Here is a 19053-nt window from a genome sequence, read left to right as displayed (position 1 = left end):
TATGTTATTAAAACAGAGTCAGCATCGTTTAGTTAAGCTGCCTGCGTGGAGACGCAGGCTGTTGCTTATTGGCGTGTTGCTAGGTTTTGTTGGCTTGTTTGCTCGCGGGGTTTACTTGCAAAGTCTGCATAAAGATTTCTTGCAGAAAAAAGGGGATGCACGCTATAGCCGCACTTTGATTTTGCCTGCTTATCGCGGAAAAATCGTTGATCGTAATAGTGAGTTGCTTGCCATCAGCAGCCCGGTCGAGTCTATCTGGGCGAGTCCGCCAGATGTGCAGATTGACGCCAAGAAAAAGCAAACATTGGTGAAGTTGTTGGGGCTAAAAGCCAAAGAGTTCGATAAAAAAATTGCCAATACGCAACGCGAGTTTGTCTACATTAAACGTCGGGTATCGCCAGACTTGGCTGCGCAAGTCATGAGCTTGGAAATCCCCGGCATTTTTATGCAGCGTGAATATAAGCGTTTTTACCCTGCTGGTGATGTGGCGGCGCATGTAGTTGGCTTTACTGGCATTGATGATAATGGCCAAGAGGGGTTTGAATTAGCTAAAAACACGCATCTTTCCGGTAAGTCTGGTAGTCGTCGCGTGATTAAGGATAGAAGAGGGCATATTGTTGAAGACTTAGAGGCAGTCAAAGTGCCTCAGGATGGTCATGACTTGGTGTTGAGTATTGATCGCAGAATACAGTATCTGGCATTTAGAGAGTTATCGAAAGCCGTGGAATTGCATCAGGCAAAAGCAGGTGCGGCCGTGGTGTTGGATGCCAAAACCGGCGAGGTATTGGCGATGGTGAATTTACCTACCTATAACCCGAATAATCCCATCAACATTAAAGGGAAAACACGTAACCGCGTGATTACCGATACCTTTGAGCCTGGTTCTACACTGAAGCCGGTGACGGCGGCGGCGGCAATGGAGTTTGGGGATTACACACCAGATACCAAAATTCAAACGGCTCCAGGCTATATGGCGATTGGGCCGGCAGTGATCCATGATGCGCATCCACATGGCATGCTCACAGTATCGGAAGTCATTCAAAAGTCATCGAATGTTGGCTCTGCAAAAATGGCATTAAGCCTAAGAAAAGAAGCGTTATGGAATACGTTTCATCAGTTGGGATTTGGCACGCCTACGCATGTGGGTTTTCCCGGTGAGGCTTCCGGCCGCTTACGAGACTACAAAACTTGGCGCCCTATTGAACAAGCCACCATGTCATACGGGCACGGCATTAGCTTGACATTATTACAGCTGGCACGCGCCTATACCGTGTATGCCAATGAGGGTGAGCTCAAGCCGGTTTCTTTGCTGAAATTGAATGAGGCGCCTGTAGGGCAACAAGTGTTTTCTGCCAAAGTGGCCAATGATATACGCGCCATGTTGGAGCTAGTAGTGCAGCCCGGCGGAACTGCCTTACGTGCGCAAGTGGCGGGTTATCGTGTGGCCGGCAAAACGGGTACAGCGCATAAATTAGGGCCTGCGGGCTATGAGAAAGATAAATATGTGGGGTCGTTTGTGGGCATGGCGCCTGCTTCTAATCCGCGTTTAATCATGGCCGTCATGATCGATGAGCCTACATCAGGTGACTACTACGGCGGTACAGTGGCTGCGCCTGTATTTAGTGCGGTGATGTCAGATGCCTTACGTATGCTCGCGGTGCCGCAAGATGCGCCGAATAACAATGTGGTGATTCCAGCCGATGTGGTGGATGTGAAGGAAGTGGTATGACCCGTTACGTGATTAAAGCGCCAATTGCCAGCATAACCTCGGATAGCCGTCTGGTAGAGAAGAACAGTTTATTTGTGGCGTATCCTGGCCAATATTCTGATGGCCGTACCTATATTGCAGATGCGATTAAAAAAGGCGCAGTGGCTGTAGTGTGGGATGAAGATGCGTTCACATGGAATCCTGAATGGGATGTGAAAAATATTGCAATTCCGCAGTTGAAGCTGCAAGCCGGACACATTGCCAGCCAGTTTTACAAGAAACCTTCTGCTGCATTGTGGACCATCGGCGTCACCGGTACCAATGGCAAAACCTCAGTAAGTCATTGGCTGGCGCAAGCGTTTGATTTTCTTGAGCGCCGTGCGGCGGTGGTGGGCACATTGGGCAACGGCTTTTTGGATGCACTGGAGCCTACGATGAATACTACGCCTGGCCCCATCGAGTTACAGAAAACACTGGCACGATTTTTAAATGCCAAAGCCAATGTGGTGGCCATGGAGGTCTCTTCACATGGCTTGGATCAAGGACGCCTCAATGGCGTGGAGTTTGATGTGGCAGTGTTTACTAACCTGACACAAGACCATTTGGATTATCACAAGACCATGGAGGCATACCGAGCCGCCAAAGAAAAACTGTTTGAATGGTCAAGCCTAAAAGCCAGCGTCATTAACTATGATGATCCGTTTGGCAAAACGTTGGCAGACAAACTCAATGCAGAGCACAAGCATGTCATTACCTATGGCATTGAATCGGGCGAGGTGCGTGCCACAGAACTTATCTTGCATGACTCCTTTTTTGAAATGTTGGTGACCACCCCTTACGGAGATGCGGAAGTGGTGGTGAATTTGATTGGCGAATTCAATGTGTACAACACCTTGGCAGTGTTGGCGGCATTGTTAGTTTCAGATGTGCCGTTTGAAGATGCTGTGAATGCCATTAGCCATCTTAAATCTGTGAATGGGCGGATGCAAATGTTAGGCGGCGGTAATAAGCCGATGGTAGTGGTGGATTATGCCCACACGCCAGATGCGCTGGATAAAGTGCTCAAAACGCTCAAGGCACAATCAAAATCGAAATTGGTATGCGTGTTTGGTTGTGGTGGTGATCGCGACCAAGGCAAGCGAGCCAAGATGGGTAAAGTGGTAAGCAAGCATGCGGATGCCATTGTGGTGACAACGGATAATCCACGCAGTGAGAATCCGCAGGCCATCGTGAATGATATTCTTGAAGGCATGGACGGGCATTATGTAGTGGAGTTAGACCGTGCAAAAGCGATTGCAATTGGCGTGATGTCGGCAAAGATTGGTGATGTGGTACTGATTGCGGGCAAAGGTCATGAGGATTATCAAGAAATTGCTGGCGTAAGACACTACTTTAGTGATGCAAAGCAAGCAGAGCTTGCTTTAGAAACGTATCAAGAGATCGCCTTATGATGCTGCTCTCAGACATTGCAAAAGCAGTCGGTGGCCGTCTTATCGGCACAGATGTGCGCGTTGAAAGTGTGGATACGGATAGCCGTCGTATCGTAGCTAAACAACTATTTGTGGCAATCAAGGGTGAGCGTTTTGATGGCAATACCTTTGCGCAAGAGGCCTTGAAACAAGGCGCGGCCGCTGTGTTAATTTCGGATGAAACACTCAATGTACAACCAGCCGTACTAGTAAGCGATGCGCGTTTGGCCTTGGGTAAGCTGGCTCATTTCTGGCGTCAACAGTTGAGCGGGCCTGTGGTGGCCATTACCGGCAGTAACGGTAAAACCACCACCAAAGAAATGCTGAATGCGATTTTGATAAGCGCGACTGGTAGTGACGCTGCTGTGCATGCCACACAAGGCAATTTAAATAACGATATTGGCATGCCATTGACACTGCTGAAAGTGAATGCACAGCATCAATACAACGTATTAGAAATGGGCATGAATCACTTGGGTGAAATTGCTTATTTAACCCATATCGCGCAACCCAATGTCGCTGTGATTAACAATGCAGGCACTGCCCATATTGGCGAGTTAGGCTCCCGCGAAAATATTGCAAAAGCCAAAGGTGAGATATTTGAAGGCCTAACAGCAGACGGCATTGCCGTCATTAACGCAGATGATGCGTTTGCTGACTATTGGCGTTCGCTCAATGCATCACGCAAGGTAGTAACATTTGCGCTGAATAGTGCTGCTGATGTCACTGCGCAATATACCGAGCTGACTGGTGCAAGCCAAATCAGGCTCACAACCCCAAGTGGCACGGTGGAATTCAGCTTGCCTATTATGGGCGTGCACAATATTTACAATGCCCTAGCTGCCAGTGCTGCTGCAGTGGCGCTAGGTGTTAGCAATGCGCATATTGCACAAGGGCTTGCAAACTTTACTGGGGTGCATGGGCGTTTGGAATATAAGCAAGGGTGCAATGGCGCGGTGCTGATTGATGATACCTACAATGCCAACCCTGATTCCATGAAAGCCGCCATCAATGTGCTGGCGCGTTTAGATACGACGCGTGTGTTTGTCATGGGTGATATGGGTGAGTTGGGCGCCGATGCGGCCATTATGCATCGCACAGTTGGGGAGTATGCGCGTGATCATCAGGTTAAGTACTTCTATACATTAGGTGATAACAGCCTGCATGCGAGCAAAGCATTTGGTCAGCAAGCGCAACATTTTGATGATGTTGAGGCATTGGTGAGTCACGTCAAACCGATCATGAAGTCTGGGGTAACCGTATTAGTCAAAGGCTCTAGATTTATGAAAATGGAGCGTGTGGTGAAATTGTTGGAAGCAGATACGCAGCATCCACAGACAAAAAATGAAGCAATGGGGAGAGCAACATGTTGTTAGAGTTAGCACGCTGGTTAGCACATGATATTCGCGGATTTCACGTCATTGAATACATCACGCTACGGGCAGTATTAGCCACACTCACTGCATTGGCGATCTCATTCATTGTCGGGCCGAGCATGATTCGCAAACTGACCGAATATAAGGTGGGGCAAGCGGTACGTGATGATGGCCCGCAAACGCATTTGGTGAAAGCCGGTACGCCAACCATGGGTGGCGCGCTCATTTTGGTGGCCATAGCCATTGCCACACTGCTATGGGCAGATTTGCATAACCGTTTTGTGTGGGTGGTATTGGTCACCACACTTGGCTTCGGTGCCATTGGTTGGGTGGATGACTATCGCAAAGTAGTTTACAAAAACCCTAAAGGCTTATCGGCCAAAGCCAAGTATTTTTGGCAAAGTTTAATCGGGTTGGGTGTGGCCATTTTTCTTTATCAAACCGCAGCAACCCCGGTTGAAACCACATTGATTGTACCGTTCTTTAAAACACTGACCTTGCCGCTAGGTGCAATAGGCTTTGTGTTGCTGACGTATTTAGTGGTGGTTGGCAGCAGTAACGCTGTCAATCTAACTGATGGTTTGGATGGTTTGGCCATATTGCCCACCGTGATGGTGGGTAGCGCATTAGCCATATTTGCCTATGTGGCAGGCCATTTGTATTTCTCCAAATATTTGGGGATTCCGTATGTGGCAGGTGCTGGCGAACTGATGGTGTTTTGCGCTGCCATGGCAGGCGCTGGTTTGGGTTTTCTATGGTTTAACGCATACCCCGCAGAAGTATTTATGGGCGATGTAGGTGCGCTGGCACTGGGTGCTGCGCTGGGCGTGGTGGCGGTCATTGTGCGCCAAGAAATTGTGCTGTTCATTATGGGTGGCGTATTTGTGATGGAGACTTTTTCCGTCGCGATACAGGTACTTTATTTTAAATACACCAAGCGGCTTACGGGTACGGGTAAGCGCATTTTTCTCATGGCGCCGTTGCATCACCACTATGAGCAAAAAGGTTGGAAAGAAACGCAAGTGGTGGTGCGCTTTTGGATTATCACCATGATGCTGGTATTGGTTGGCTTATCTACATTGAAATTGAGATAGAGACACAAGCTTAGATGAACATGCTTTATTCAAATCAACATGTATTAGTGCTCGGGCTGGGAGAGACAGGCCTCTCTGCGTTGCGCTGGCTGCTGAAGCAAGGCGCTGTGGTGACTATGGCTGACTCGCGTCTGAACCCGCCAGGTGTAGATGCGCTAATCAAAGCGTACCCAAGTGTCAAAGTGCACACGGGGCCCTTTGATGCTGCAGTGTTGATGGCATGCGATTTTATTGTGATTAGCCCGGGTGTGTCATTGCAAGAGCCCGCTGTACAAGCTGCCATTGCACAAGGTAAACGCGTGATAGGTGATATTGAGTTGTTTGCATTGCATCGGCCAAGTAGTGCAAAAGTGATTGCGATTACTGGCTCGAATGGCAAAACCACTGTGACGACTTTGGTGGGCGAGATTTGTAAACAAGCCGGACTCAATACCATTGTTGCTGGCAATATTGGTTTGCCAGTGTTGGATACCCTTAGTGGGCGTGCACCGGATGTATATGTATTAGAACTCTCTAGTTTTCAGCTAGAAACGACTTACAGCCTTAAAGTGGATGTTGCGACGGTGTTGAATATTTCTGAAGATCATATGGACCGCTACGACAGCATACAAGATTACGCTGCGGCCAAAGCACGTATTTATGAGCATGCTACTTTGGCTGTAGTCAATCGTGACGACCCAGCCAGTTTGGGGCTAACAACGACTGAGGCGTTATCGTTTGGTTTAAATGAAGCGCAAAACTATTCTGATTTTGGCGTGATGGAAGCCAATGGTTTATGGCTCACCAGTGGCAAGCGTAAATGGATGCCAGTGGCGGATTTGAAAATCAATGGTCAACATAATGTGGCCAATGTACTTGCCGCCATTGCACTGTGCAGCAGTATTGGTGTGGACAAAGCGGCAATGATGCAAGTGCTACGTCAATTTAAAGGCTTGCCACATCGTGTGGAATGGGTGGCCACCATCAACGAGATTGATTTCTACGATGACTCCAAAGGCACCAATGTGGGCGCTACTTGTGCTGCGATTAAAGGCATGATGAAAGCCGGTAAGCCACAAAAAGTAGTGTTATTAGCTGGTGGCGATGGTAAGGGGCAGGATTTCTCACCACTATTAGAAGCCGTACAAGCCAATGCGCGTGCCATCGTGCTGTTCGGACGTGATGCGCCGTTGATCGAGGCTGTATTGCTGGCCTCTGAATTGCCGATTTACGATGCGATTGATTTAAAAGAAGCCGTTGCCATTGCACACAAAGTAGCCTCACCGGGCGATGCTGTGTTGCTGTCTCCCGCTTGCGCAAGTTTTGATATGTTCAGAAATTATGTGCACCGTGCTGAGGTATTTATTGATGCGGTCAAAGCGTTAGAGGTAGCCACATGCTAGCGCCCGTGATGTTGACACGTGAGCGTATGAGCTCACCTAACTACGACCAAATGTTGTTATGGGTCACGCTGATTCTGCTGGGCTTAGGCTTGGTGATGGTGTACTCGGCTTCGATTGCGATTGCTGAGGCGGATATCGACACAGGCCATAAAACCACTTACTACTTGGTCCGGCAGTCCATGTTTATTTTGATTGGCCTGTGTGCAGGTGCTGTTGCATTTCAAGTGCCTGTGGCACTTTGGCAAAAAATGGCACCCTATTTATTTTTGGGTGGCTTGGGCTTGCTGGTGCTGGTACTAGTGCCCGGCATTGGTCGCAATGTGAACGGTAGTCAGCGTTGGTTGCCGTTATTTGTGATTAATGTGCAGCCTTCTGAGTTTGTGAAGCTCTTTTCCGCCATGTATGTAGCAGATTATGCCGTGAGAAAAGCGGAGCAAATGGATAGCATTACCAAAGGGTTTTTGCCGATGGTGGCGGTGATGGTGATTGTAGGGTTTCTGTTACTGCGTGAGCCTGATTTTGGCGCATTTGCTGTGATTGCCGCAATCTCTATCTCCATTTTATGGTTGGGTGGCATTAACGGAAAAATCTTCGCAGGCTTGATTGCCCTGCTGCCAGTGGCCATTGTTGTCCTGATTAAAAGCTCGCCTTACCGTATGCAGCGCGTGATTGGCTTTATGGACCCATGGGCTGACCCGTATGGCAAGGGCTACCAGTTGTCACATGCACTGATTGCGTTTGGTCGTGGCGAATGGTTTGGCGTGGGCTTGGGCGCAAGTGTAGAAAAATTACTGTATCTGCCAGAGGCGCATACAGACTTTTTATTGGCGGTGATTGCAGAAGAACTCGGATTTGTGGGTGTGGTGACGGTGCTGGGTCTATTTGTGTGGATTGTGATTCGCGCCTTTGGCATTGGTAAAGAAGCCGTGGCAAATGAGCGTTACTTTGCTGCGCTGTTGTCACAAGGCATCGGTGTGTGGATGGGAGTGCAAGGCATTATCAATATTGGCGTCAATATGGGTGTGCTGCCTACTAAGGGGTTGACGCTTCCGTTGCTCTCGTTTGGTGGCAGCGGCATCTTAGCTAATTGCATTGCCATGGCTATTTTGCTGCGTATAGATTTTGAGAACCGCAGGTTACAGAAGGGGTTGCCAGCATGATGCTTGATAACGCCGTGACCCGTTTCGATAAACACACCATTCTCGTGATGGCGGGTGGTACGGGTGGTCATGTCTATCCGGCTATGGCAGTGGCTGACTATTTGAAAGCGCATGGCTGGCAAGTGGTGTGGCTAGCCACAGAAGGCGGTATGGAAAACCGCCTGATTGAAAGCAAGGGTTACGCCAAAGCCATGATGACCATGCAGGGCGTACGCGGAAAAGGCCTAAAAGGCTGGCTGTTATTACCAGTGAAATTGACAAAGGCATTGATGCAGGCAAGGCGAGCAATTCAACAGCACCAGCCGAATGTGGTACTCGGCATGGGTGGTTTTGCTGCGTTTCCTGGTGGACTGATGGCGAAGCTGATGGGTAAGCCGTTGATCGTACATGAGCAGAACTCCATCGCTGGACTCACCAATAAAGTATTAAGTGCAATTGCCAACCGTGTGTTGGTGGCGTTCCCCAATGTATTGAGTGAGCGGGCGCAGTTAGTGGGTAATCCTGTGCGTCAGGATCTCACAGAGTTAGCACCGCCTGAAAAACGGTTTGCCATGCAGCAGGGCAAGTTAAAGCTATTGGTTGTGGGTGGCAGCTTAGGTGCAGCCGCGTTGAACGATGTGCTACCCAAGGCGCTCGCTACATTTCCAGAGGATGTGAGGCCGGAAGTCGTGCATCAGGCCGGTGAAAAACATATTGAAGTGCTGAAGCGCAATTATCAGCAAGCCGGTGTAAAGGCCGATGCAAAAGCATTTATTCATGACATGGCGGCTGCTTACAAATGGGCGGATTTAGTAATTTGCCGTGCCGGTGCACTTACCGTAGCAGAAATTGCTTGCGTGGGAATTGCCAGCGTGTTGGTGCCATTCCCGTTTGCAGTGGATGACCACCAAACCACCAATGCGCAGTATTTGGCAGAAAATGGCGCGGCCATTTTGGTGCAGCAATCAGCCTTTGATGTAACAAAAGCGACCGAAATTTTACGTGGATTAACCCGTGAAAAATGTTTGGACATGGCCATGCGCGCTAAGCAATTGGCACAGCCAGATGCGACCGTGACGGTTGCAAAAATTTGTATGGAGTGCGCCTTCGCCGGTGCTTAAACATACTAGGAATTACATATGAAACATAAAGTAAAAAACATTCATTTTATTGGCATCGGTGGCTCCGGCATGAGCGGTATTGCCGAGGTGTTGGTTAACTTGGATTTCAACGTCAGCGGTTCTGACTTGGCCAGCAATGCGACGACCAAACGTTTGGTTTCATACGGCGCAACCGTGTATCAAGGGCATGCTAAAGAACACTTGCAAGATGCGGATGTGGTGGTGGTCTCCAGCGCGGTGAATGAACAGAACCCAGAAATTATTGCTGCGCGCGAGAAAAATATTCCAGTGATTCCACGTGCATTAATGTTGGCGGAGTTGATGCGCTTCAAGCAAGGTATTGCAGTAGCTGGTACGCATGGCAAAACAACGACCACTAGTTTGATCGCCAGCATTTTGGCTGAGGCGGGTATGGACCCCACTTTTGTGATTGGTGGCAAGTTAGAAGCAGCCAGCACCAATGCGCGCTTGGGTACTGGGGACTATATTGTGGTGGAAGCGGATGAGTCTGATGCGTCGTTCCTGCACTTGAGTCCAATTCTGGCTGTGGTGACCAATATCGATCACGACCATATGGGCACCTATGAACACAGTTTTGAGAAGTTAAAAAGTGCATTCGTTGAGTTCTTGCAACAGATCCCATTTTGGGGCATGGCGGTGCTTTGTACCGATGATGCCAATATCCGTGAGATATTGCCCCGCGTGACGCGTCCGGTGATGACCTATGGCACAACGGATGATGCACGTATCCGTGCCAAAAACATCGTTGCAGATAACGGCAAGATGCACTTTACAGTAGAGCGTATTAACGGTGTGACGACTACTTTTGATGTGACATTGAATTTGCCCGGCCATCACTATGTGTTGAATGCATTAGCGGCCATCGCCGTAGCCAGTGAGTTGAATGTGCCAGATGCAGCCATGATCAAAGCACTCAAAGAATTCAAAGGCGTTGGCCGTCGCTTTGAGCGCTATGGCGAAATTGCGGCCAAAACGGGCGGTACGTTTACCTTGGTTGATGACTACGGTCACCACCCAGTAGAAATGCAAGCGGTGATTGCCGCAGCACGTGGTGCCTTCCCCAATCGCCGCTTAGTGATGGCGTTTCAACCGCATCGTTACACGCGTACGCGTGATTGCTTTGAGGATTTTGTAGGCGTGCTATCTACCACTGATGTGGCGTTGCTGACAGAGGTGTACTCAGCCGGTGAAGCACCGATTGTGGCCGCGGATACGCGTAGTTTGATCCGCGCCATCCGTGTCATAGGCAAGAACGAGCCGATATTTGTGGAAACTACTGATGCGCTGCCAGAAGCGATTTTGAATATTGCCCAAGCCGATGATGTGGTGATTGTGATGGGTGCAGGCAGCATAGGTCAGGTAGCAGCTAAAACTAAGGAGCTGGCACAGTGATGGCACAAGCCAAAACAGGTTCGCTACTGCTTAAGCATGAGCCCTTGGCACGCTATACCAGTTGGCGCGTGGGCGGCAATGCCGACCAGTTGTTTATTGCAGACAGTGTAGAGGAACTGCAAGTATTTTTGGCCAGTTTGCCTAAAAACGAACCAGTACATTTTATTGGCTTGGGTAGTAATTTACTGGTGCGTGATGGTGGCGTGCGTGGCACGGTGGTTGTGATGCATCAAGCCCTGAGCGAGCTAGCTGTAGAGGGCGAATGGATATACGCCGATGCCGGGGTCACTTGTGGCAAGTTGGCGCGTTTTTGCGCGAACCAAGCCAAGCAAGGGGCTGAGTTTATGGCGGGCATCCCCGGTACCGTGGGCGGCGCATTGGCGATGAACGCGGGTTGTTATGGCACAGAAACTTGGGAAATTGTGCATCAGGTGAAAACGATTGATATGGGCGGCCATGTGCATATTCGTAGCAAAAGTGAATATGTGCCGACCTACCGTCACGTGCAATTTCCAGCAGATGGCGAGTGGTTTTTGGGCGCTTGGTTTGCGCTGGCAGAAGGTGATGCAAAAGAATCGACACAAAAGATTAAGCAGTTATTGGCGACCCGTTTGGCCAGCCAGCCACTGAATATGCCCAGTGCTGGCTCTACGTTCAGAAACCCTGAAGGGACATACGCCGCTAAGCTGATTGAAGAGTGTGGGCTAAAAGGCTACACGATGGGCGGCGCGCAAGTATCTGAAAAGCATGCCAATTTTATTGTGAACTTAGGCAATGCGACGGCCTTGGATATTGAGTTATTGATTAAACATGTAAAAGAAACCGTATTGGCGCAACGCGGAATAGCGTTGCATCAAGAGGTGAGAGTGATTGGTGAGTATGCATAGCGCAGTAGAGGTAAAACAAGTGGATGTAAAACAATTTGGAAAAGTCGCAGTGTTGTTGGGCGGCAAATCGGGCGAGCGCGAAGTATCACTGAAGAGTGGTAAGGCCGTGCTGGCGGCATTAGTGAGCCAAGGTGTAGATGCACATGCCTTTGACCCGGCTGAGCGCAGCCTAAGTGAGTTGGCGGATTACGACCGTGCCTTTATTGCGTTGCACGGACGATTTGGCGAAGACGGCACGATTCAGGGCGCATTGGAGTTGATGGGCATTCCCTATACCGGGAGTGGTGTTATGGCCTCTGCAGTGGGCATGGATAAATGGCGCACCAAGTTATTGTGGGGTGCCAGTGGTGTAGTAACGCCAGCGTTTGAACTGTTGGATGCTCACACCGACTTTGCACAAGTAGTGGCGCGTTTGGGCTTGCCTTTGTTTGTGAAGCCAGCCAATGAAGGTTCCAGCATCGGTATCAGTAAAGTCAAGCAAGCCAGCGAGTTGGCAGAGGCGTATGCCGTGGCTGCCAAAGCTGATCCGCTAGTGATTGCAGAAGCGTTTGTAGGGGGTGGCGAGTTTACCGTAGGCATCTTAGGAGGTGTCGCGTTGCCCATCATCCGCATTGTGCCGAAAAACGAATACTACGATTACGAAGCCAAGTATTTGCGTGATGACACTGAATATCACTGCCCATCTGGCTTGGCTGCAGCAAAAGAAGCGCAGATTCAGCAAGAGGCAATACAAGCTTTTAATGTGCTGGGCTGCAGTGGTTGGGGACGTGTGGATTTCTTGATGGATGAGGCAGGCAATCACTACTTTTTGGAAGTGAATACCAGCCCGGGTATGACGGACCATAGTTTGGTGCCGATGGCGGCAAAGGTAGCAGGGTTGAGTTTTGAGGCATTGGTGTTACGTATTTTGGCCATGACATTAAAGGATGCGCCGCGTGTGGAATAAACCACAACTATTAAATTGGATTGCCAATTTCCTGTTCGCGATATCGATCGTGATGATGTTGTACGGCCTGCTGTTTATTGTGGTGCATCTACCGATTTTTCCACTGCGCGAGGTGCGCGTAGAAGGCAAGTTAACGCACGTGAACAGAGAGCAGATTAAGTTGATTGTGGCCAAACATTTGAAGGGTAACTTTTTTACATTGAACCTTGAGCGCACGCGTGATGCGTTTGAAAAGTTGCCGTGGGCGCGTAGCGTTAGTGTCAGAAGACGCTGGCCAGATCAGATTGTAGTGAGCGTAGAAGAGCATCAAGCATTAGCGCGCTGGGGTAACTTGGCGCTGGTGAATACGCATGGGGAGATTTTTCATGCGGCATCTGATGCCACACTGCCCATTTTTTACGGGCCTGGCGATGGTGTGTTGGAGGTGACGAAAGGCTATGCCACTTATTACCCCATTTTACAGAAAGCGAATTTAACGATTGCGCAGGTGAAGTTGTCACCAAGGCGTGCCTGGGAAATTAAAACGCAAGATGGAATGCAGATTGCCATTGGGCGTGTAGACATGGCGAGTCGTTTAGAAAAATTTACCAAAGGGTACCTCAGTACGCTCAGTCAGCTCAATGTCAAAGTGACTTATGCGGATTTGCGGTATCCCAACGGATTTGCGGTACGTAAGCCAGCACATATGACGCAAAAGGTAGCACCTAAACCATCAGCATGAGCGGCGAAAGAATAAAGGCGGGGAACACACATGAGTAAAGTACGGGAAGATAAAAATTTAATTGTTGGGCTCGACATTGGGACATCCAAAATTGTCGCGATTGTGGCTGAGCTATTGCCGGAAGGCTCCTTGAAAGTCATCGGGCTGGGGCAGCATATTTCTAGAGGCTTGAAAAAAGGGGTGGTGGTCAATATCGATTCCACCATGCAGGCGATACAACGTGCGATTGAAGAAGCCGAGTTGATGGCTGATTGCAAAATTAACACGGTGTTTACCGGGATTGCAGGTAGCCATGTCAAAAGTTTGAATTCACACGGCATGGTCAAAATTAAAGATGCAGAAGTATCGCAGATGGATGTAGACCGCGTGGTGGAAACTGCACGTGCGATTGCTTTGCCGGCGGATCAGCAAATCTTACATATCCTCACGCAAGAATTCATTATTGATGGCCAAGAAGATGTGCGTGAACCGCTTGGCATGAGCGGCATGAAGTTAGAAGTGAAAGTGCACATTGTGACCGGTGCAGTGGCTGCCGCACAAAATATCGTCAAGTGCATCAAGCGTTGCGGATTAGAGGTGAGTGATTTGATTCTACAACCATTGGCATCTAGCGTGGCGGTGCTGACGGAAGACGAAAAAGAACTAGGCGTGTGCTTGGTCGATATCGGCGGTGGTACTACGGATATTGCTGTGTTTAAAAACGGTGCGATTCGCCATACCGCAGTCATCCCAATTGCGGGCGACCAAATGACCAACGATATTGCAGTGGCTTTCCGTACCCCTACGCAATCGGCAGAGGAAATTAAAGTGAAATACGGTTGCGCACTTAGGCAGCTAGCTGATGCACGTGAGGTGGTAGAAGTACCTGGCGTAGATGGGCGTGAGCCACGTCAGCTTTCTATTCAAACGTTGGCAGAAGTGATTGAGCCACGTGTAGTGGAACTGTATGAATTTGTGCAGCAAGAACTCAGACGCAGCGGCATGGAAGAGATGATTGCTTCTGGCATTGTCATTACCGGCGGTTCTGCAGCCATGCGAGGCATGATGGAGTTAGGCGAAGAAATCTTCCACACACCAGTGCGTTTAGGCATGCCACGTTATGTGGCGGGCTTATCGGAAGTGATTAGCAATCCAAGGTACGCCACCGGCGTGGGCTTGGTACTCATGGGTAAACAGCAATTAGAACGTCAATTGATGGGACAAATGCAATCGAGCTCCATAGGCAGGATTTTTGAAAAAATGAAGAGTTGGTTTCAGGGTAATTTTTAGTAAGTAGTAGGTTTGGTAGTGAGAAGTTTGATTTAGGGCTGGGTTAAGCGAATATCCATTCAATTGACCTAAAAAACAAAAGGCAAAAGGAGGTTCAAGATGTTTGAAATTATGGAAAGAGATTCACAGGAAGCGGTAATCAAGGTGATTGGTGTGGGTGGTTGCGGTGGTAACGCTGTAGAACACATGATGACCAAAAACGTAAGTGGTGTAGAGTTTATTTGCGCCAATACAGATATGCAGGCTTTGAAGAAAAGCCATGCAAAAACGGTATTGCAAATTGGTCAAGACATCACTAAAGGCTTGGGTGCAGGGGCAAAACCAGAAATCGGTCGTGAAGCTGCATTAGAAGACCGTGATCGTATTGCTGAAATTATCGATGGCGCAGACATGCTATTTATCACTGCCGGTATGGGTGGTGGTACGGGTACGGGTGCAGCGCCGATTATTGCAGAAGTCGCCAAGGAAATGGGTATTTTGACGGTAGCTGTAGTGACCAAGCCATTTGCGTTTGAAGGCAAGCGTACCAAAGTAGCGGCAGACGGTTTAGAAGAGCTTTCTCAACACGTTGATTCACTGATTGTGATTCCAAACGAGAAATTGATGGAAGTATTGGGCGAGGATGTACCGTTCTTAGAAGCGTTCCGTGCTGCGAACGATGTACTCCATAATGCTGTCTCAGGTATTGCAGAGATCATTAATTGCCCGGGCTTGGTCAACGTCGACTTTGCCGATGTACGTACCGTGATGTCTGAAATGGGCATGGCAATGATGGGTTCTGCGGAAGCGAGTGGTCCGGATCGTGCGCGTATTGCTGCAGAACAAGCAGTGGCAAGTCCATTGTTGGAAGATGTTAACTTGGCGAATGCACGCGGCGTATTGGTGAACATCAGCGCAAGTACTAACTTTAAAATGAAAGAGTACTACGATGTCATGAACACCATTAAAGCATTCACCGCAGAAGATGCCACCGTGATTGTGGGCAATGTGATGGATGAAAACATGGGCGACAAATTACGTGTGACCATGGTAGCGACTGGCTTGAACGGTGCGGTTGCGCGTCGTCAGCAAAAACCTGAGTTAAAAGTGATGACCACCGTACGCGACGGCACCACTAACCAACCTATCTATGTAGGCATGGAAACTGAGGAAGAAGCGCCGGCTGTATTTACAAGCAACAACCGTCGTGCACAAGTAGAGGCCATGAAAATGTCTGGTGTGGAAGAATATGACATCCCAGCATTTTTACGTAAGCAAGCAGATTAATCCGCTCAATTTTTGCGTAGCAATAGCGGGTGAAACTGCAATGTAGATGGTGTTAAACTACTTGTGTATAGTAGGTATCATCATAGAAAACATATTGTTGTAGGAACATTAAGTGCTAAAACAAAGAACACTGAAAAAAACAGTGAGTGCTACAGGCGTCGGCCTGCATAATGGTGAGAAAGTCATCATGACGCTGAAGCCTGCGCCCATTGACTCGGGGATTGTCTTTTGTCGCGCCGATTTGCCCGGTGCGCCAGAGATTCAAGCAACCCCTGACGCAGTGAAAGACACGCGTCTGTGCTCTGCCCTAGAGCATGGTGACGCGCGTGTAGCCACCGTTGAGCACTTAATGTCTGCCCTTGCAGGTTTGGGGGTAGATAATATTCGTATTGAAGTAACAGCCTCAGAAATTCCAATCATGGATGGCAGTTCTGGCCCATTCATTTATTTACTGCAATCCGCCGGGATTGTGGAACAGAATGCGCCGAAGAAGTTTATTAGAATTAAAAAAACGGTAGAAGTGAAAGAAGCCGATAAATGGGTGAAGTTTGAGCCTTATCATGGCTTTAAAATGGAATTCACCATTGATTTTGCACACCCTGTGTTTGACCACTCCGGCAAGACTGTCAGCATTGATTTCGCCGATAATTCCTATATCAAAGAAATTAGCCGTGCGCGTACTTTTGGCTTTATGCACGAGGTAGAGTACTTGCGGGCCAATGGATTAGCGCGTGGTGGTAGCTTGGATAATGCCATTGTGCTGGATGAATATCGTGTATTGAACGCCGACGGATTGCGTTATGAGGACGAATTTGCCAAGCATAAAGTGCTAGATGCGATTGGCGATTTGTACATGCTGGGGCACCCAATTTTAGGTGCGTTTACTGCCTTTAAATCAGGCCACGCCATGAATAATCAGCTATTACGCGCCTTGCTGGCAGATTCGGATGCGTGGGAGTTTGCAGTGTTTGAACATCTTGAAGATGCGCCTGCTGGCTTTGTCGAGCAGCGTCAATATTTTACACCTGCACTGATGCCGCATTTTAGCGGGTAACGCTTGTATGGGTTTTGAGTCGATTTCACAAGAGGTGTACACATGATTGTGATTAGACTAACGGTCATTGTACTGATTATTGCTGCATTTATTTTATTAGGGCTATATGTCTATAGCCAAGATAAAAAATACTTGCACATACTCAAACGGCTTGCACAATTGGCAGGTTGGTTCTTATTGTTTGTGATGTTATTGTTTTTTGTGAGCCGCGTGTTGCGTATTTAAGATGAGATGCCCCTGATATGTTACGCCGCCACTTTCTTTATTGCTCCCTCCTTTGTACGTTGCTGTTCGCATCACATGCGATGTCTGTCTACGCCGATACTGGCGATGACGAAGTGCTGCTGGCACGCGCTGCTTACGATAAAAAAAATAGCTTTGCACTCGCCGATAGCGTCAATAGACTCAAGGACATGCAGCATGTACTAGCGCCTTATGCTGAGTATTGGCTGATGCTATTAAGTCTGGATGATGTGAGCCAGGCCAATGTCTCCGAGTTTTTAACACGCTACGATGGCTACCCGTTTGCTGATAGGTTTAGGGGTGAATGGCTCAAAAAACTGGCTAAGCAGCAAAATTGGGCGGCTTTTTTAGACATCTATCCGCAGTACCAGTTACAAGACCCTGCCATCACTTGTTATGCTGCAGAGGCCAACGCTGCCGTGAATGATGGCAAAACGCTAGAATCGGCGAAGGTCTTATGGTTTCAAGCCAAAGAGCAGCCTACTAACTGTAATGTGCTGTTTGATAAAATGCAGGCGGCTCATGTCATTACAGAAGAAGACTTGGTGGCGCGCTTTCGCATGGCGTTGGCGGAAAACCGCGTGGCATTAGCAAAAGGCATCGCTAAAAGAAGCCCGGCAGGCGATGCCGCGCTGCAAAAACAGATTGACGCAGTTAATGCCAGCCCATCCAAAACGATAGCGAAGAAAACAGCCAATCAAAAAACTGCGTACGGAAAAGAACTTTATTTATACGCACTTAATCAATTGGCGCGTACAGACTCTGCGCAGGCATTGAGTGCATTCAAAAAGATAGAAGGCTTGTTCAATGCAGAGCAAAAAAGCTATTTTTATGGACGCTTAGCTTTGCTGGCCGCACAACGCCATGAACCAGAGGCGTATCAATGGTTTAGATTGGCAGAGAATACTGCGCTCACGCGAGATCAGCTCGATTGGTATGCGCGTGCCGCATTGCGCCAAACCAATTGGGATGGCTTGCTGGAAGTGGTAGCCATGATGCCAACCGAGCAGTCAGATGAGGCTACGTGGCGCTATTGGAAAGCACGCGCGCTCAAAGTGCAGAATCAGATGCTAGAAGCCAATGGCTTATTTGCCGCGTTGTCGACTGAGCGTCATTTTTATGGCTGGCTTGCGCAGGAGGAGCTAGAAGCCAGTATGCGTGCGCAGCCAATAGAGTATGTGCCGGATGATATTGCGGTGAATGCCTTTGCAAAATTAGCGCCGGTATTACGCGCAGAAGCCTTGCAGCGATTGGCATTTCGTTGGGAAGCTAAGCTGGAATGGACTGTAGCGACCGATAACCTGAGTGACGAACAGTTGATTGTGGCTGCTGAGTACGCAGCCAGAAATAAATGGTATGACCTAGCTGTGATCACGGCAGACCAAACCAAAGAGGTGCATAATTTTAATTTGCGCTACCCTACGCCGTATCGGGACTTAATGAAAGATGCTGCCAGTGAGCAGAACGTAGATGAGGCCTGGGTTTATGGCATCATTCGCCAAGAAAGCCGCTTTATGCACTATGCAAAATCTGGGGTGGGTGCCTCTGGCTTAATGCAAATAATGCCGGCTACTGCCAAATGGGTAGCCAATAAAGTGGGCTGGAGCGATTACAATCACGGCATGCTGCACGATTTAGATACTAATATTTCTTTGGGTACCTATTACATGCGCTATACCGCAGATCAGTTTAATGGCCAAGAAACGATGGCTACGGTGGCTTATAATGCAGGGCCAAGCCGTGCAAAAAAATGGATGGGGAATATTCCGCTTGAGGGTGCGATATATGCAGAGACCATCCCGTTTAGTGAGACACGCAATTACGTTAAAAAAGTCATGGCGAATGCGCATATGTATACCCAACGCTTAGGTTTGGTCAGTATTCCATTGAAAAAACGTTTAGGCGTGATTCCTGCAAAGAACAGCAGTGAGCTAGACTCTAATTTAAATTCGAACGAGTAGGTCA

General features: G+C 48.7%; 16 protein-coding genes. All 16 read left to right on the top strand.

Going from position 1 to position 19053, the window contains the following annotated elements; translation table 11 throughout:
* Position 1: 1 nt before the first annotated feature.
* The 16 genes from FG11_RS09915 (at position 2) to FG11_RS09840 (ending at position 19049) form a co-directional block, all read left to right on the top strand.
* Entirely contained in the window at positions 2 to 1729 is a 1728-nt protein-coding gene (locus tag FG11_RS09915; protein WP_020182932.1) for a peptidoglycan D,D-transpeptidase FtsI family protein, read from the top strand.
* Positions 1726 to 3159 carry a UDP-N-acetylmuramoyl-L-alanyl-D-glutamate--2,6-diaminopimelate ligase gene (locus FG11_RS09910; protein WP_047534760.1) on the top strand — a complete coding sequence of 478 codons (1434 nt, stop codon included), beginning with the start codon at positions 1726 to 1728 and terminating at the stop codon, positions 3157 to 3159. Before FG11_RS09915 ends, FG11_RS09910 begins: the two co-directional genes overlap by 4 nt.
* Positions 3156 to 4553: a UDP-N-acetylmuramoyl-tripeptide--D-alanyl-D-alanine ligase gene (locus tag FG11_RS09905; RefSeq protein ID WP_047534757.1), complete on the top strand. Its 1398-nt coding sequence runs from the start codon at positions 3156 to 3158 to the stop codon at positions 4551 to 4553. The genes FG11_RS09910 and FG11_RS09905 overlap by 4 nt, the downstream gene beginning before the upstream one ends.
* Entirely contained in the window at positions 4544 to 5647 is a 1104-nt protein-coding gene (gene mraY, locus FG11_RS09900; RefSeq protein ID WP_025224955.1) for a phospho-N-acetylmuramoyl-pentapeptide-transferase, read from the top strand. Before FG11_RS09905 ends, mraY begins: the two co-directional genes overlap by 10 nt.
* A gap of 14 nt (positions 5648 to 5661) precedes the next feature.
* Positions 5662 to 7029, top strand: coding sequence for a UDP-N-acetylmuramoyl-L-alanine--D-glutamate ligase (gene murD / locus FG11_RS09895; protein ID WP_025224954.1), 1368 nt, complete (start codon positions 5662 to 5664; stop codon positions 7027 to 7029).
* Entirely contained in the window at positions 7023 to 8189 is a 1167-nt protein-coding gene (gene ftsW, locus FG11_RS09890) for a putative lipid II flippase FtsW (RefSeq protein ID WP_020182927.1), read from the top strand. Before murD ends, ftsW begins: the two co-directional genes overlap by 7 nt.
* A complete protein-coding gene (murG, locus tag FG11_RS09885; RefSeq protein WP_047534754.1) occupies positions 8186 to 9289 on the top strand; it encodes an undecaprenyldiphospho-muramoylpentapeptide beta-N-acetylglucosaminyltransferase in 1104 nt (367 codons plus the stop codon). Before ftsW ends, murG begins: the two co-directional genes overlap by 4 nt.
* 18 nt (positions 9290 to 9307) lie before the next feature.
* Positions 9308 to 10702: a UDP-N-acetylmuramate--L-alanine ligase gene (murC, locus tag FG11_RS09880; RefSeq protein ID WP_025224952.1), complete on the top strand. Its 1395-nt coding sequence runs from the start codon at positions 9308 to 9310 to the stop codon at positions 10700 to 10702.
* Positions 10702 to 11589: a UDP-N-acetylmuramate dehydrogenase gene (gene murB, locus FG11_RS09875; protein ID WP_047534751.1), complete on the top strand. Its 888-nt coding sequence runs from the start codon at positions 10702 to 10704 to the stop codon at positions 11587 to 11589. The genes murC and murB overlap by 1 nt, the downstream gene beginning before the upstream one ends.
* Positions 11582 to 12535, top strand: coding sequence for a D-alanine--D-alanine ligase (locus tag FG11_RS09870; RefSeq protein ID WP_029647703.1), 954 nt, complete (start codon positions 11582 to 11584; stop codon positions 12533 to 12535). Before murB ends, FG11_RS09870 begins: the two co-directional genes overlap by 8 nt.
* Positions 12525 to 13256, top strand: a complete 732-nt coding sequence (locus FG11_RS09865) for a cell division protein FtsQ/DivIB (RefSeq protein WP_020182922.1) — start codon at positions 12525 to 12527, stop codon at positions 13254 to 13256. Before FG11_RS09870 ends, FG11_RS09865 begins: the two co-directional genes overlap by 11 nt.
* 30 nt (positions 13257 to 13286) lie before the next feature.
* Positions 13287 to 14525: a cell division protein FtsA gene (ftsA, locus tag FG11_RS09860; protein ID WP_020182921.1), complete on the top strand. Its 1239-nt coding sequence runs from the start codon at positions 13287 to 13289 to the stop codon at positions 14523 to 14525.
* Between the two features lie 99 nt (positions 14526 to 14624).
* Positions 14625 to 15791, top strand: coding sequence for a cell division protein FtsZ (gene ftsZ, locus FG11_RS09855; RefSeq protein WP_020182920.1), 1167 nt, complete (start codon positions 14625 to 14627; stop codon positions 15789 to 15791).
* A 112-nt stretch (positions 15792 to 15903) separates the two neighbouring features.
* Positions 15904 to 16845, top strand: coding sequence for a UDP-3-O-acyl-N-acetylglucosamine deacetylase (gene lpxC / locus FG11_RS09850; protein ID WP_047534747.1), 942 nt, complete (start codon positions 15904 to 15906; stop codon positions 16843 to 16845).
* Positions 16846 to 16887: 42 nt separating this feature from the next.
* Entirely contained in the window at positions 16888 to 17070 is a 183-nt protein-coding gene (locus FG11_RS09845; protein WP_020182918.1) for a hypothetical protein, read from the top strand.
* Between the two features lie 80 nt (positions 17071 to 17150).
* Positions 17151 to 19049 carry a lytic transglycosylase domain-containing protein gene (locus tag FG11_RS09840; RefSeq protein WP_047534745.1) on the top strand — a complete coding sequence of 633 codons (1899 nt, stop codon included), beginning with the start codon at positions 17151 to 17153 and terminating at the stop codon, positions 19047 to 19049.
* Positions 19050 to 19053: the final 4 nt, after the last annotated feature.

Source organism: Methylotenera sp. N17, from assembly GCF_000799155.1.
Classification (GTDB): Bacteria; Pseudomonadota; Gammaproteobacteria; order Burkholderiales; family Methylophilaceae; genus Methylophilus.
Note: the sequence above shows the minus strand (reverse complement) of the source record. Positions and strands in the feature narration are given on the sequence as shown.